At 44.2% G+C, this 15,582-nt stretch carries 16 protein-coding genes; 8 read left to right on the forward strand and 8 right to left on the reverse strand.

Annotated elements, in window-relative coordinates:
• Window positions 1–148: 148 nt before the first annotated feature.
• On the reverse strand, window positions 149–1,060 hold the full coding sequence (locus IHE35_RS00535; protein WP_242788438.1) for an alpha/beta hydrolase: 912 nt from the start codon (window positions 1,058–1,060) through the stop codon (window positions 149–151).
• Between the two features lie 158 nt (window positions 1,061–1,218).
• On the opposite strand from IHE35_RS00535, the gene IHE35_RS00540 reads away from it, so the two are divergent.
• Complete coding sequence (locus tag IHE35_RS00540; RefSeq protein WP_242788439.1) at window positions 1,219–1,656, forward strand: DUF2147 domain-containing protein; 438 nt, start codon at window positions 1,219–1,221, stop codon at window positions 1,654–1,656.
• A 92-nt stretch (window positions 1,657–1,748) separates the two neighbouring features.
• Here the strand turns inward: IHE35_RS00540 and IHE35_RS00545 are convergent, their stop codons facing one another.
• Together IHE35_RS00545 and IHE35_RS00550 are read right to left on the reverse strand one after the other, a co-directional pair.
• Window positions 1,749–2,099 (reverse strand): Spx/MgsR family RNA polymerase-binding regulatory protein, encoded by a 351-nt coding sequence (locus IHE35_RS00545; protein WP_242788440.1) that lies wholly within the window; start codon window positions 2,097–2,099, stop codon window positions 1,749–1,751.
• Between the two features lie 484 nt (window positions 2,100–2,583).
• Window positions 2,584–3,402, reverse strand: coding sequence for an exodeoxyribonuclease III (locus IHE35_RS00550; RefSeq protein ID WP_242788441.1), 819 nt, complete (start codon window positions 3,400–3,402; stop codon window positions 2,584–2,586).
• 40 nt (window positions 3,403–3,442) lie between these two features.
• On the opposite strand from IHE35_RS00550, the gene pyrE reads away from it, so the two are divergent.
• Both pyrE and IHE35_RS00560 read left to right on the forward strand, forming a co-directional pair.
• On the forward strand, window positions 3,443–4,093 hold the full coding sequence (gene pyrE, locus IHE35_RS00555) for an orotate phosphoribosyltransferase (RefSeq protein ID WP_242788442.1): 651 nt from the start codon (window positions 3,443–3,445) through the stop codon (window positions 4,091–4,093).
• Window positions 4,094–4,671: 578 nt separating this feature from the next.
• The gene (locus IHE35_RS00560; protein ID WP_044108305.1) at window positions 4,672–4,905 is read left to right on the forward strand and encodes a DUF6500 family protein; all 234 of its coding nucleotides are present in this window, start codon (window positions 4,672–4,674) and stop codon (window positions 4,903–4,905) included.
• A gap of 103 nt (window positions 4,906–5,008) precedes the next feature.
• Here the strand turns inward: IHE35_RS00560 and IHE35_RS00565 are convergent, their stop codons facing one another.
• From IHE35_RS00565 to IHE35_RS00580, 4 genes are all read right to left on the reverse strand, one after another.
• Window positions 5,009–5,881: a copper resistance protein B gene (locus IHE35_RS00565; RefSeq protein ID WP_242788443.1), complete on the reverse strand. Its 873-nt coding sequence runs from the start codon at window positions 5,879–5,881 to the stop codon at window positions 5,009–5,011.
• Complete coding sequence (locus IHE35_RS00570) at window positions 5,868–7,613, reverse strand: copper resistance system multicopper oxidase (RefSeq protein ID WP_242788444.1); 1,746 nt, start codon at window positions 7,611–7,613, stop codon at window positions 5,868–5,870. Before IHE35_RS00570 ends, IHE35_RS00565 begins: the two co-directional genes overlap by 14 nt.
• Before the next feature lie 42 nt (window positions 7,614–7,655).
• Complete coding sequence (locus IHE35_RS00575; RefSeq protein ID WP_242788445.1) at window positions 7,656–8,072, reverse strand: hypothetical protein; 417 nt, start codon at window positions 8,070–8,072, stop codon at window positions 7,656–7,658.
• 172 nt (window positions 8,073–8,244) lie between these two features.
• A complete protein-coding gene (locus IHE35_RS00580) occupies window positions 8,245–8,454 on the reverse strand; it encodes a DUF3565 domain-containing protein (RefSeq protein WP_242788447.1) in 210 nt (69 codons plus the stop codon).
• A 117-nt stretch (window positions 8,455–8,571) separates the two neighbouring features.
• Between IHE35_RS00580 and gshB the strand changes: the two genes are divergently transcribed.
• Window positions 8,572–9,519 (forward strand): glutathione synthase, encoded by a 948-nt coding sequence (gshB, locus tag IHE35_RS00585; RefSeq protein WP_242788449.1) that lies wholly within the window; start codon window positions 8,572–8,574, stop codon window positions 9,517–9,519.
• 42 nt (window positions 9,520–9,561) lie between these two features.
• Here gshB and IHE35_RS00590 read toward each other — a convergent pair whose 3' ends face one another.
• Window positions 9,562–10,761: an MFS transporter gene (locus IHE35_RS00590; RefSeq protein ID WP_242788451.1), complete on the reverse strand. Its 1,200-nt coding sequence runs from the start codon at window positions 10,759–10,761 to the stop codon at window positions 9,562–9,564.
• 412 nt (window positions 10,762–11,173) lie between these two features.
• Between IHE35_RS00590 and murG the strand changes: the two genes are divergently transcribed.
• Genes murG through IHE35_RS00610 form a run of 4 tightly spaced genes read left to right on the forward strand, consistent with a single transcriptional unit; the run spans window position 11,174 to window position 15,576 of the window.
• Entirely contained in the window at window positions 11,174–12,271 is a 1,098-nt protein-coding gene (murG, locus tag IHE35_RS00595) for an undecaprenyldiphospho-muramoylpentapeptide beta-N-acetylglucosaminyltransferase (RefSeq protein ID WP_242788453.1), read from the forward strand.
• 12 nt (window positions 12,272–12,283) lie between these two features.
• Window positions 12,284–13,732 carry a UDP-N-acetylmuramate--L-alanine ligase gene (murC, locus tag IHE35_RS00600; protein ID WP_242788455.1) on the forward strand — a complete coding sequence of 483 codons (1,449 nt, stop codon included), beginning with the start codon at window positions 12,284–12,286 and terminating at the stop codon, window positions 13,730–13,732.
• Between the two features lie 56 nt (window positions 13,733–13,788).
• A complete protein-coding gene (locus IHE35_RS00605) occupies window positions 13,789–14,718 on the forward strand; it encodes a D-alanine--D-alanine ligase (protein ID WP_242788457.1) in 930 nt (309 codons plus the stop codon).
• A 3-nt stretch (window positions 14,719–14,721) separates the two neighbouring features.
• On the forward strand, window positions 14,722–15,576 hold the full coding sequence (locus IHE35_RS00610; RefSeq protein WP_242788458.1) for a cell division protein FtsQ/DivIB: 855 nt from the start codon (window positions 14,722–14,724) through the stop codon (window positions 15,574–15,576).
• Window positions 15,577–15,582: the final 6 nt, after the last annotated feature.

Consider the following 15,582-nt stretch of genomic DNA (forward strand, 5'->3'; position numbering starts at 1 on the left):
GCAAAGTTTGAAATTTGGATCGCTATAATATGTGAGTAGATAACAGGGTAAGCAGGTAATTGTGATGCGTTCGGCTTGTTTTATCTTTGCCAAATACAAAATTTTCCTGCCTCATCCTGGAAATTGAAAAAATATAAAAACAGCACTTTTAGTCCCGATCCAGACGATGTGCAAACTCCGCCAAGTCAGCCAGAGATTGTCGGGCTTCATCAAACCAGGCACTGAACATCTGAAAATTGTGCCACATGCCGGTATACAGCTTGAACTCCACTTCGACACCCGCTGCTTGCGCTTTATCACGGAGACGTTGCGCATCATCCAGCAAAATTTCCTTGGAACCAACCTGAATATGCATGGGTGGCAGACCACTTAAGTCGGCAAAATAAGGCGATACTTCAGAATTGCCAGGCTCGATCGACGAGGGCACATAGTATTGAATGCCGCTTTCTAATGTTTCAATGGATAACAAGGCATCATGCTGCTGATTATAGCGTAAGGATTCACTGGTCAAGGTCAGGTCAACAAATGGAGAAAGCAGGATCAAACCGCTAGGTTGCGGAAGTTCTAGTGTCTGAATTTTCAGGGACAAGGCCAATGCCAGATTTGCCCCACAAGAATCTCCAGAGAGAATGATATCCTTGGCTTGTATGCCTTGATCCAATAGTTGCACGTACACATTGAAGACGGCATCCAGCGCAGCGGGATAAGGTGCTTCAGGAGCAAGCGGATAATCTACATGCAGCACCTGCATCTGCGTACGGGCCGCAATCTGGGTCATAAAAGCACGATGCGTATTCATTGAGCCCAAATAAAAAGCACCGCCATGAATATGGAAAATCAGCTGGGTAGCTTCTTGTTGAGGTTTGATTTCTTCTGCATTCAAACCTGCCAGTTTTAACGATCGTATTTCAACATTTTTGTCTAGAGGAAAAAGTTTGCAGAACTGGTCAAGGGCTTTTCGGAGCGCAGCGGGAGGAAGATTAAACTGACTGGGTTTACGGATGGAAGTTTTTAAAATCGTTTCTGTAATCAACTGTTTCGTAAGGGGGCTAATCTTCATTTTCTTTCCATCTTTTTATGTTTTCATTGGTCTGGTATGTTATTTACCAACAATATTTACAAGGTTACACTAGATAGTCACATCTAGAAATTGAAAAATTGTTGTGACTTAATTAATACTACAACGGTCTACTCACAGACTTAGGGAAAGAAACAAAAATGAAAAAAATGGCGCTTATGTTAGGACTACTGGGTTTAAGTGCATTGGCGAATGCCGCAGATCCTTTAAATGGAACAGTCTGGAAAACAATTGACGACAAAACCAATCAGCCAAAAGCGATTGTAAAATTCACTGAACAAAGCAATGGGACGTTAAGTGCCAGCATTCAGCAGGTTTTGACCAAAGGTGAAGAAAATGCCTGCACGAAATGTGAAGGTCCATATCGCAACAAATCTCTGAAAGGCTTGACGATTGTTAAAGGTCTGAAAAATGTTGGCGGTACCAACTATGAAAATGGTTCGATTCTTGATCCACAATCAGGTAAGACCTACAAGCTGAAAGGTAACCTGGCTGATGGTGGCAAGAAGTTGCAACTACGTGGCTTTATTGGTGTAGCTGCACTGGGCCGCAACCAGACCTGGATCCGTGCAAACTGATTCTGAGTCTGAGACTGCTAAAGCCTGACGATTGTCAGGCTTTTTTGTCGCTATAAATCGGTTGCTGTATTGAACCTTATTATCAATTCATTTTAATTTTTTAGTGCACGATAGGCCGCTTCATCAAAACCCGCAATAAAGCCTGAACCGGTTGCCAGAATTGGACGTTTAATTAAACTAGTATGCGTCGTTAAGGCAGCAAGCAGATTTTCTTCATTTGCTAAGGCGGTTTGCTGCTCTTCTTCACTGAGCTTGCGCCAGGTAGTGCCTTTTTTATTCAGCACCACTTCCTGACCCAATGCATCCAGCCAGGTCTTTAAGGTCTCAGCATCAATGCCCTGTTTCTTATAGTCATGAAACTCATAGCTCACACCCAGCTCAGTCAACAGATCAAATGCTTTCTTCATTGAATTGCAATTTTTAATTCCATATATCTTTAACATGATCATCACCCATCTAAATTTTGCTTTAGCTTAGCGAAATTTGAGAATTACAACCATGACTATGAAGAAAAGACTAAGAAAAAACGAGATAAAAATAGATACATAGCAGATACAGGAATGTCATGAAATTGACATCTGATTTGTGCAAAATAGTAATGAAAATAAAGGCGTGAAATAAAAAGCAGTGAAAAGCTGATAGTGATATAAAGGCGCTAAAATGAGAAAACCCGCATCCAATCATCCTGATTATGCGGGTCTCATCTCAACGTCCGATGTCACATCCATGCAAAACAAGCTAAATCTTATAGTCTGTTTTATTTCTTCCTACGGCTTCCTGTCCTTTTATTGTCATCCTGACATGTCCTTGTGCCGTGTAAGTATAATGCTCCGTATTTAGCTCCAAGAATAGCTGTTAATACGTCTTGCAATGTAAGTGATTTATGTTGACTGAGTGAACGATTGTTCACTCATTTTGTCTGCAGGATTAAAGTTTATAGTCAATAATCACTGGGGCATGGTCGCTAAACCATTCCTCTTTATACACCCAAGCATTTACCGTACGTTCTTTCCAGTCGGGTGAACAGGCTTGATAATCAATCCGCCAGCCTACGTTCTTGGCACGGGCCTGGCCGCGATTCGACCACCATGAGTATAGTTCAGCTTCTTTGCGCACTTCACGGAAAGTATCAACATAGCCCAGTTCATCATAGATATGATCCAGCCATGCACGTTCGTGTGGCAAGCAGCCCGAAGCTTTCTGGTTACCAGACCAGTTTTTAATATCGATGCGTTTATGTACGATATTATAGTCACCACACACAATGATAGATTTATCTTCATCGCGCCATTGTTTTAGAATTTTTTTATATTCATCTAAGAAGTGATCTTTACGCGCCTGTGCTTCATCACCCGATGAACCGGATGGCAGATACAGCGAACAGATATGCACAGTTTTATCTAAACCTAAGTCAAACTCGGCAGCAATAAAGCGACCTTGTGAGTCTGCCAGTTCAAAGCCCAGACCATCGGTCAGGGAAACAAAAGGCAGGCGGCTATAAATGGCTGTACCGGCATAGCCTGGACGTTCTGCCGGGAAAAGGTGGGTATACCAGCCTTCGGGCTTGAATTTATCGGTCCATTGCGCATGGGTAATCCGGCTTTCCTGCATGCAAATTACATCTGCATCAGATTTTTCCATCCATTCCAGCAGGCCTTTGGTTACGGATGAGCGTAAGCCGTTGACATTAATTGAAACGACACGAAGAATTTTTTGATCACCTGGATAGCTACTCTTTGGTATCATGCGCAAGTCTTACCTTAATTAATGGATTTAGGAGCACCTCATGTCAACGCAAGCTCAGTTTAACCCGCAAGCTTTTATCGAACTCGCATTATCACGCGGTGTGCTTAAATTTGGTGAGTTTACTTTAAAATCGGGCCGTGTGAGTCCTTATTTTTTCAACGCAGGTTTGCTCAATGATGGTGAAGCCTTGACTGGCCTGGCATCTGGCTATGCTGCAAAACTGACTGAATGTGACAATGTTGAAGTGATCTTTGGTCCTGCATATAAGGGTATTCCATTTGTGGCTGCAACCGCAGTGGCACTGTCTCAGAATCATGGCGTAAGTGTGCCTTGGGGCTTTAACCGTAAAGAAGCCAAAGATCACGGCGAAGGCGGTGTATTGGTTGGTGCTTCTGTAGAAGGTAAAAAGGTCTGGATCATTGATGATGTGATCACAGCAGGTACCGCGATTCGTGAAGTGGTCACCATCCTGAAAAATGCTGGTGCGCAGATTGCGGGTGTATTAGTTGCGCTTGATCGTCAAGAAAAAGGTCAAGGCGAGCTGTCAGCGATTCAGGAAGTGCAAAAAGAACTGGAAATTCCAGTACATGCCCTGATTACCATGAAAGACCTGATGGATTACCTGGATACCAAAGGTGATCAAGAAGCACTAGCTAAAATGGAAGATTACCGTTTGAAATATGGCATCTAAGTTCCTGTAAGTTTTTATTTAATATTGATGTAGAACATTGCTTAAATAGTAAACGTGGAACATTAAAAATAAACAGAAAAGCCCAAACGCACATGTTTGGGCTTTTTGATATGGTATAAGATATTGATTTATATGAAATAAAAAATGGATTTCGTATAAGGTGTATTATGTTAATTTTAGGAAAGTTAAACAGTTCCCATTTTTCGAGATATCAATTAAGTTACGGATAACATGCAATATTTTTTTCTATTTATTACCATCATTATTTTATCAATTTACTTGAAAAATAGACCATCAGATGGAATGGGGCATTATTTTTTGTATTTATTAGTCACCATACTGGTAGTACTTACTCTTAAAGCCTTACGGATCCATAGTAACCTTTGAGGTAATTTTTAAGTCAGTCGTAAAATGTCTTATACATAATTTAAAAAACAGATCCAATATCGGGGTTTAGTATAATCCGTATTAGGTGGCCTAACTTAAATAAAAAAGTCTCCGACAAACCCGGTACGGTTCACTCCCATTTTTGACTTCTCATAACGTGTATTATGTTAATTTTAGAGAAAGTTAAAAATATGAGAAAAGAGTTAAGAGAAATATTTATTCACGGATGTAATGAGAAAATTGAGAAAAAAGGAGATAACGTAGGTTTATCTTTCTATGCTTTTTTCAAAAACAAGAATGATAATCCTGAACTTTTAATGGAAGCAGCCAATTGGTGGATCATGGAACATAAATTAGATCATTTCGAAAAAGCTGTAAAAATTAAAGCTCTTGTTTTAAGTGAGTCTTCACCTAACTTAACATAATGGTTATTATGCGAAATCTAGCTCATACCAAATTGATATTTTAGGAATTGACCCTTAAATCATTAGGATCAATTCCTTTTTATAATCTACTAAAGGGTGGAAGTTAGAACTTAAACTTCACTCCAAGCCCATACACCCAATCTTTTTCGGAATTTGACCTGAGCTGATCATTTTCCCACAGACTTTCCTGCTCATAACGGTAGGCAATATCAATATAAGGCATGACCTGCTTCGTTATTTCATAACGGGTATTCAAACCCAATGCAGCTTCACGCAGTCCGGTCTTTTTTGGAAAAGGGGAACTATCATTTAAGATCGCTTCCACTTCACTATAAGGTTTTAGAATCAGTTTTTGAGTCAAAAGCAGGTCACGTTCAGTCTCAAAATTCAATGCTACATAGTCATCCTGACCCACTTCCAGATAAGCTGAAGTTTCAAAGAAATATGGTGCCAGACCATGTAAACCAAGCACTGCATTCCAGTGTTCCTGTTTGGCATGTTGCTGGTTCACTTCAAGCAAATATTCCTGATATCCCAGCCCGGTCTGAACATCCCAGAAGTCTGAAACCATATGGCTATAGAGTATCTTGGCAGCGTATTCCTCTGGTCTGGACTCAGCCTTTTCAGCTTCCAGTTTAAGTACCAGCTTGTTTTCATCCGTACCGATTTTCAGTTCATTCTCTGACTGAAATTTGCCATGACCATGTCCCGTGGTTTGCCAGCGCTGATCCAGTTCAAGCACATTATAAATCTGTCCACCATGCTCGTGTTTATGTTCATGGTCAGCCTTCTTTATCCTGTCAGTGGAAACAGATGGGGAGGGCTGCATATCTGTATGCTGCTGATGTTCATGAGTAGAGGCAAATTCTTGCATCATGGTGTGATCATGCTGCATCGTTTCGGCAAATGCGGTGGAACTCATCAGCAGGGTAACTGCCAATGACAGAGAGTGCTTCATTATTTTAATGATGTGCATGAGCATCTCCTTGTGGTTGAGCTGATTGTGGTTTAGCAGGCTGAGCATTGGTGTGATCATCATTAACCTGTGCCACGATCAGTTTGTTCATCATGCCCGCACTCATGTGATAGAGCAGGTGACAGTGAATTGACCATTCACCCAATTCATCGGCAGTCAGTAGCGCAGTGACCGTTTTGCCGGGTGGTACCACAATCGTGTGCTTGTTTGGCAGATCACTCGCAAGCAGGCCATTTTCCAGTTGCATAAACATGCCATGCAGATGCATTGGATGCGCCATCATGCTGTCATTGATGAATTTCAACCGGATACGCTGACCATACTTCACTTGTAAAGGTTCGGCTTCGCTATATTTCTTGCCATTGATGGTCCAGATGTAACGCTCCATATTGCCACCAAGACGGATCACCAGTTCCGATTCTGGTTCACGAACATCCTGCTGAGGAAATAAGGATTTCAGATCACGATACTGCAGGGCTTTATGCCCTAAAGGTGTGGACGCATTGGCCCAGCCTTCAACAGGTCTGGCAGGCTGTTCTTGTTCTGGCATGGAATGCGGTGCATGCAGATCATGTTGAGCAGGCTCATCATCTGAAGATTTTTCCGAATGCATGCTATGACCAGCAGGTATATGGTATGGCATTTCGTGTTGTTCACCATGTCCCATATCCTGCATGGTTAATAAAGCACGGGGACGGGCTGCGGGTTGGCTGATGTGATGCGGCATGGCCTGTGTCTGGTCATGCAGGCTGCCCAAGGCAAAGCCAAAACGGTCAATTGATTCCGCCTGGATCTGATAGTGTGCTGCAGTGGGTTCTACAATCACGTCATAGGTTTCTGCGGCACCAATACGGAATTCATCAATACTGACCGGTTTAACCGGTTGGCCATCAGCACTGACCACAGTCATTTTCAGATTTGGAATACGTACATCAAAAAAGGACATGGCTGCGGCATTGATAAAGCGTAGACGCACTTTTTCATTCGGCTGGAACGGCCCGGTCCAGTTCTGTTCAGGTGTTTTGCCATTGACCAGAAAAGTATAGCCGCTGACATCGGACAGGTCGGTTTTGAGCATGCGCATCTGGTTCCACATCTTGCGGTCTGACCAGGTGGCCTTAAGACCATCACGTTTGATCTGCTGCCAAATATCACCCACTGTTTCACGCTGGTTCTGGTAATAATCTGCTGATTTTTTCAGGTTATTCTGAATAGACTGGCTGCTCTGTTCATGAAATTCTGAAAGCATCACCACATAATCCCGCTCAGTTTTTTCATGGGTAGGAATCGTATTTCGATTTTTAGGGTGAATCAGCAGCGCACCGTACAGCCCATCCTGTTCCTGACCTTTGGAATGGGCGTGATACCAGTAGGTACCATTCTGGCGTACCTTGAAGCGGTAGCTAAATTTCTGTCCGGGCTTAATGCCATGAAATCCGTTAAAGCCAGGCACACCATCCATCAGGCCGGGTAATAACAGGCCGTGCCAGTGCAGCGAGGTATCCTGATTGTTCAGGTTGTTTTGTACATGAATAATTGCTTCATCGCCCTCTGTAAATTCAAGTGTCGGAGCCGGGAACTGGCCGTTGACAGTAATACGCTGTACAGGTTTCCCGGTCAGATTGAGTTTACCTTCAGCAATAATCAGATGGTATTCCTTCACTGCGGCAAAAGCAGAGGAAGAGATCACACATAAGCCTACAAGCAGGCTGTGACGAAATTTGATAGACATAACTTGATCCTGAAATTTATTAAAAATATTTAAAAATTCGGATCAGGCTTTGGGAGGGCGGAGAATATCTTGCCAGTAACCGCTAAGGTGACGGGCAGTATAAGGGAAAGAAAGTTCGGTGTTGGCTTCGTAGGATTGCAACGTAGTCAATGGCTGCGGTTCAGTATTTAACCAGCTCATCATGCTCTGGCAGGCACTAAAGCTGCAATCGAGACATTCATGTTGTTGAGTCGAAGCTTGATTATCACAGTGTTGAGAAGCGGGAACATGCATTGCATGTTCTATGGCAGCCATCTGTGTGGTGTGCTTATCACCATGTACCATTTGTTTGGCACAAGGCTGTTGTTGCATTTGAATCAGATGCATGGCGTTCGCGGATGCTACAGAAATAGCACCCCAGCCGATGGCAAAAACCATCAGCAGGATAAACCAGGCCTGTTGAAAAAAGCGTTGCAGCACGAAGCACCTTGAATCGCAGAATGCGTATTATTTTTAAGCATAAAAGTTCTGCAGGGATTTGACAATCATGTAGGATCACCTAACGATATAGATGGCTTAAATATTTCAGAGAAGCTGGAAGATTTATTTTAAAAATTAGAAAGCTTTTGATGATAACCCAGGACTATTCCGATCAATCATCTTTGTGGGTTTGCTGTGCTTCCTCACATTTTTTACAGTTCAGTTTTAGGCCCAATTTTTCCCTTCGGCCTGCTTCCGTCATGACCCAGGGACGATTTTGCCAAGGCGGATCATGCCGCACATGCTGACCATGTCCACAGGCAAGCTCAGCGACCCAATGATTTTCCTCATCTAAATGAAAACCGACAATAGCTTGCAGCATCTTTCGCTCCACCCTTAACACAAGAATGCATACATACTCATGCAAAATCTGAATAAACAAAAGAATAATCTCGGCTATACTCATTGCCAAATTCATTTTGAGAAAAGAGCCAAAGATATGCGCGTACTTGTTGTGATGGATCCCATCGAAAATGTAAACCTGAAGAAAGATTCAACCATGGCGATGCTTTGGGCAGCCGCACGCCGTGGTCATGAACTGGGTTACGCATTACAGCAAGATTTGTATATTGATCAGGGCAAAGCATTTGGTTTGATTTCACCACTACAGGTGTTTGAAGACTACAATCATTACTATGAATTAGGTGAAAAGCGTAAAGAATCCATCGCAGCATATGACGTGGTACTCATGCGTAAAGATCCACCTTTCGACATGAATTTTGTCTACGCAACTTATATTCTGGAGCAGGCAGAACGTGAAGGTGCCTGGATCATTAACAAGCCGCAAAGCCTGCGTGACTGCAATGAAAAGCTGTTTGCCACCCAGTTCCCCGAACTGCAGGTACCAACATTAGTGACTTCACAACAAAGTCTGATTCGTGAATTCATTAAAGAACATGGTGATGTCATTGTTAAGCCTCTAGATGGTATGGGGGGGATGGGGATTTTCCGTCTGTATCAGGATGGGGTAAATATTGGTTCGACCATCGAAATCCTGACCAATCATGGGACTCAGCCAATTATGGCGCAGCGTTATATTCCTGAAATTGTTGAAGGGGATAAACGTATCCTGATGGTGAATGGTGAGCCGGTGCCTTACTGTCTGGCACGTATTCCACAAAATGGTGAAGTGCGTGGTAACCTGGCAGCAGGCGGTCTGGGTGAGGCACGACCTCTAACTGAAAATGACAAGGCAATTGCTGCAAAAGTTGGTCCATTTTTACGTGAAAAAGGTCTGGTCTTTGTAGGCCTAGATGTAATTGGTAACTATGTTACTGAGATCAATGTGACCAGCCCAACCTGTATCCGTGAAATTGATACACAGTTTGGTACCTCGATTGCGGATGGCCTGTTTGATGTGCTGGAAGCGGGTGTCGATCAGGCCTAAGCTTTGCAGTTATAAAAAAAGAGCCTCTATTGAGGCTCTTTTTTATTTCCCATGACGTTGGAACAGATAGCTGCTCATTACTAGACCGAGTATCGACAGGCAGGCGGTAACCATTGCAATATTGGCCCATTGTCCGGTCGCAGAAACCAATGATGCACTGAGTGGCGGGACAAAAAATTGTGCAAATGCTGAAATTTGGAGAACCAGACCGACACTGGCGGCCGCAGCATTGGCGCGTGGTGCATATTTCAGGGTAATAGCAAAAACAGTGGTAGGAATAATCCCGCCGACCAGTGAAAACAGCACAGCACTCAATACCTGTAATTCCAGCAGCAACCAGGAACGAGCAGCAAAGGCCAAAAAGCTGGTCAGCATCATGCTGATAAAGCCAGTCCAGAGCAGGTTTTTGGGCTGCCAGCCATGTTGCAACAGCATACCGGCACCAAAGGTACCGCCCAGATTGGAAACCACGACCAGTGAGGCCAGCATACCTGCGGTTTTTAAATCAATCTGATTCGCGACATACATACTCGGTAAAAAGCCGATCACAGTCAGCCACTGACTGGTATAACAGGCAAAAATCACTGCCAGACATAAAATGGGGGGATGAGTTATGGTGACCCGTACAATTTCCCAGAAAGAAGAGCTTGCAGCCGGTGATGCTGCTGTTTGAGGGGTAGCTACCTGCGGTTCAAGGTGTAGATAGCGATGTACCATGAAGGCAATCAACAGACATACTCCACCGAGTAAAACCCAGATGGTCTGCCAGTGCAGCCATTCCAGCAATACCGGAATACACAGAACGGCTAGACTCACGCCCACACCCATATAGGAACTCCATAGTCCCATCTTGAAATTCAGATGTTCTGGTCGGCTGATCCGTTTCAGAATTGCGGGTGCACATAGGGAAATGGTCAGAAAACCAATGCCTTCGGTAAAACGAAAAAAATATAATGCAGCGACATGCTGAATCCAGAGTCCGGCAATACTGCTGAACCCCAGAATCGTCAGTGCCAGAATCAGGCAGCGTTTTAGACCAAATTTTTCAGAGAATGCCCCAATACTGAGAGCAAACAGCATGCCTGCACCCTGAACCAGAGACAGGGAGAAACCCGCTTGGGTAAAGCTGAGGCCTAAGTCCTGCTGCAAAATTGGAATTACGGCAGAGAGCTTGCCGACATGAATGGCGGCCAGATAACCTGCCAGGATCACCCAGCTGTCATGCACTGAAATTTTTGACATCTGTTATCACTTTATCTATTAAATCAATTCATTAAAGAATTTATGGGATTTCTGTAGTGTATAAATAACATAGAAATAGAGTAAACTTCATGCTGTTTAGACCTAAGTTTATGTCTGAAAATCAGTGATAAGTATTGTAATCTCTTCGCCTTATCTTGGTATAAAATCCTTTTTATATTCATAAAAAAGAAATCATTGAAATCAAGCGATAAAATCCAGTTTTTTTCTGAAAATTGAATAAAAATGCAGACCTGATTATAAATACAGTTTAAACTTTAAAATCGTGTGAAAAAAAACAATGAACCGCTCGTTGAAATAAAGTAAATAAACTTTCATGGCTTAACGATTGTGATTACAATTGATGACTTAAATCACATATCCTGTTTATATTTTAGAATTGAAGAATTAGACCGTGACCGACGCTCAGCAAAAACAGCCTAAACATGTCATGATGATGGCCGCAGGTACCGGTGGACATGTATTTCCAGCGTTAGCCGTTGCAAAAGACTTAGAACAACAGGGGATCGAAGTGTCTTGGTTGGCAACGCCGGCGGGCATGGAAAACCGACTGTTAAAAAACCATAATATTCCAATTTATCAGATTGATATCCAAGGCGTGCGCGGCAATGGCGTGGTACGTAAATTGGCTGCACCGTTTAAAATTTTAAAAGCTACCCTCAGCGCCATGAAATATATGAAGCAGCTGAAAGTGGATGCTGTGGCTGGTTTTGGTGGCTATGTCGCCGGTCCAGGCGGTCTGGCAGCGCGGATGCTGGGCATTCCCGTGATTATTCATGAGCAAAATGCTGTAGCCGGTTTTACCAATACCCAGCTGTCTCGTATTGCTAAAAAAGTCTGTCAGGCATTTCCAAATACTTTTCCTGCCCAAGATAAAATTGTCACCACGGGCAATCCGGTACGTAAAGAAATTACTGAAATTCTCAATCCATCCTGGCGTTATCAGGAACGGGAGAAAGCCGGTCAGCCACTGCGTATTTTAATCGTCGGTGGTTCACTGGGAGCACAGGCACTCAATGAATGTGTGCCTGAAGCTTTAAAACAGCTGAATGTTCCATTGAATGTTTATCATCAGTGTGGTCAAAATCATGCGGATGCGACGCGGGCCCGTTATGCTGATGCACCTGCAACTTTAAATGTGGAAGTGCAGCCGTTTATTGAAGATATGGCACAGGCGTATAGCGATGCGGATTTAATTATCTGCCGTGCCGGTGCGTTGACTGTCACTGAAATTTCTACAGCAGGCGTGGCAGCGATTTTTGTGCCATTACCAAGTGCGGTGGATGACCACCAGACTGCCAATGCCCGATTCCTGGCAAATCTTGGTGCAGCGAAAATCTGCCCGCAAGCCACAATGACCCCAGACAGTTTAAAAGCGCTGCTAGAACCGATGCTGAATCGCCAACTTCTTATGGAAATGGCTGTAAAAGCACGCCAGCAGGCTCAACCAGATGCAACCCAACACGTGGTTCGTTTAATTCAAGAATTGTAAACCGAGTAAATTATGTCTCCATCAACTCCAGCTGACCAAGCGAAAAAATTAATCAAAGTGCCAGAAATGCGCCGTATCAAACACATTCATTTTGTGGGGATCGGCGGTGCTGGCATGTGTGGTATTGCTGAAGTATTGAAAAACCAGGGCTACCAAGTTTCTGGTTCAGATATTAAAGCGTCTAAAACCACTGCTCAGCTGGAAGAAAACGGAATTAAGGTTTACATCGGTCATGCCACTGAAAATATTCAGGGTGCCAATGTCATTGTGGTTTCAACCGCAATTGATGCTGAAAATCCGGAAATTAAGACTGCGATTGAAAAGCGTATTCCAGTAGTTCGCCGTGCTGAAATGCTGGGTGAATTGATGCGTTATCGTCATGGTATTGCTGTAGCAGGTACTCACGGTAAAACGACAACGACCAGTCTGGTGACTTGTATGTTGGCCGAAGAAAATCTTGATCCAACCTATGTGATCGGTGGTTTGCTCAACCGTACTGGTGTAAATGCCGCATTGGGTGCCAGCCGTTATATCGTGGCAGAAGCAGATGAATCAGATGCTTCTTTCCTGCACCTGCAGCCAATGGCGACGATTGTCACCAATATTGATGCTGATCATATGGATACTTATGGCGGCAGCTTTGATGTACTGAAAGATACTTTCGTTCAGTTCCTGCAAAAACTCCCGTTCTACGGTCTGGCTGTGGTGTGTGGGGATGATGCCAATATTCGCGAAATCATGCCGCGGATTGGTCGTCCACTCATTACCTATGGTTTCAATGAAGATAATGACATCCGTGCAGTCGATGTTGAACAAGACGGTATGCAGTCACACTTTACGGTATTGCGTAAAGATCGTGAGCCGTTGCGTGTCACCATCAACATGCCAGGTGCGCACAATATTCTGAATTCACTGGCAGCAATTGGTATTGCAACGGATGAAGGCGTTTCTGATGCTGCGATTTGCCGTGCCTTAGAAAGCTTTAGCGGTGTTGGTCGTCGCTTCCAGGTGCAAGGTCAATTTGAACTTGAAGGCGGTGATGTGAAGCTGGTGGATGACTATGGTCACCATCCTAAAGAAGTTGAAGCAACCATCAAGGCGGCACGTGCCAGCCATCCAGACCGTCGTCTGGTGATGATGTTCCAGCCGCACCGTTTCAGCCGTACCCGTGACTGCTTTGAAGACTTTGTTGATGTATTATCGACTGTAGATCAGTTGTTATTACTGGAAGTTTATCCAGCAGGGGAGAAGCCAATCGTGGGTGCGGATAGTCGTGCTCTGGCACGCAGTATTCGTCTGCGTGGCGAGGTAGAGCCGATTCTGGTTGATCCGGTTGAAGGAAACCTCAGCAATGTCATGAAAAATGTGCTACAAGCAAATGACCTGCTGCTGACTCAAGGTGCCGGTAATGTAGGTGCAATTTCAATTGAACTTGCTCAGAATCATCTGTATGTAAAATAGTCACTGCGTGTGGCTCAGATAGAATTGACCAGATTTAAAAGTTTAAGGATATAAACGTGTCAAATGCTTCAAAATTCGGAAAAGTTGCCGTATTGCTTGGTGGTAAATCTGCAGAGCGTGAGGTTTCGCTAGACAGTGGTACGGCAGTGCTTGAGGCATTGCTGCGTTCTGGGGTGAATGCCGAAGGTTTCGATCCTCAAGAACGTAGCATCACGGAACTGACGGCTTATGACCGTGCTTTTATCGTGCTACATGGTCGTGGCGGTGAAGATGGCCAGATTCAAGGTGCACTGGAATGGCTGAATATTCCTTATACCGGTACAGGTGTACAAGGTTCAGCGATTGGGATGGACAAGGTCAAAACCAAGCAGGTTTGGCAAGGTTCAGAACTACCAACAGCACCATACCGTATTGTGAGCAAAGATTCGAATGCTGAAGAAATCGTTGCAGCCTTGGGTTTGCCATTGATTATCAAGCCAGTGCATGAAGGCTCAAGCATTGGTATGAGCAAGGTTGAGAAAATCGAAGACTTTGCCACTGCAATTGCGAAAGCAACTGAACATGATGCGATCGTGATGGCAGAAAAGTGGATCACCGGGCGTGAGTTCACGATTGTGCTGTTAAACGGTCAGGCACTTCCTGTGATTCGTTTGCAACCACCAGAAGATGTCGCTTTTTATGACTATGAAGCGAAATATAACCGTAATGACGTGCAGTACGGCATTCCATGTGGTCTAAGCGAAACTGAAGAAAAAGACCTGCAAGCCTTGGCTTTACGGGCTTTCCAGGCGGTAGGTGCAAGTGGCTGGGGACGTATTGATGCCATGCAGGATCAGGACGGTAAGTTCTGGTTACTTGAAGTGAATACAGTACCGGGTATGACCAGTCACTCCTTGGTGCCAAAAGCGGCAGCAGCAGTGGGGTATAGTTTTGAAGCATTATGTGTGGCGATTCTGGAACAAACCCTGAACGGTGCGGCTCACTAAGATATGGCTCAACTTCCTGCATCCATGCGCCGCAAGCGTGCTGCGATTACATCAATTCACGACAAGCCGCCAACACGAAAAGAAAAAATGGCCAATCTTGGTGGTTGGTTGCTGCTATGTGTGGCTTTTGTGGTGCTCGCTGCTGGAGTGTTGGGATTCTATCGCGTCATGACCGATGCCCAGGTAGCAGAGCTGGAAGTGATTGGTTCACGTTCGGCAGCTGAAGAGCGTCAGATCCTGCAACACGTATCGCCGGTCGTTACCGAAAATTATTTTACTTCGGATTTAAGATCAGTCCGCGATAAAACTTTAGAATTATCTTGGGTAGATCGGGTAGTAGTATCGCGTGCCTGGCCGAATGCAATTCGGGTACGAGTGATGCCGCACCATGCGATTGCGCGTTGGGGCACTGGACGTCTGCTCAGTGATAGCGGGGAAATTTTCACAGAAGTCCTTCCGCAAAGCTATCCTGAATTGCCATTGATGCATGGCCCTACCAGTCAGGCAAAAACCATGATGCGTCGCTATAATGAAATTAATCAGCTGTTCGCACCGCATGGTATCCGTTTAAAAGAATTATATCTGACAGAGCGCATGACATGGTTTATGCAGTTTGATTCAGGATTACGCGTGATTGTGGATCAGGATCAAACCATGAGTAAGCTGCAACGTCTCAGCCATCTTTCCTATAGCGATTTGAAACCAGTTTGGTCTAGAATTTCTTCAATCGATCTGCGCTATAGAAATGGGCTTGCGATTCAGTGGAAGAATGCAGTTCCACCAAAGATACAAAATGGTCACTTTATTGTAACGAATAATGACACCAGCATTGAGAACGGCGTTACAGTAAAGCCATAATGTTCG

It is taken from the genome of Acinetobacter sp. ASP199 (assembly GCF_022700675.1).
Taxonomy (GTDB): domain Bacteria; phylum Pseudomonadota; class Gammaproteobacteria; order Pseudomonadales; family Moraxellaceae; genus Acinetobacter.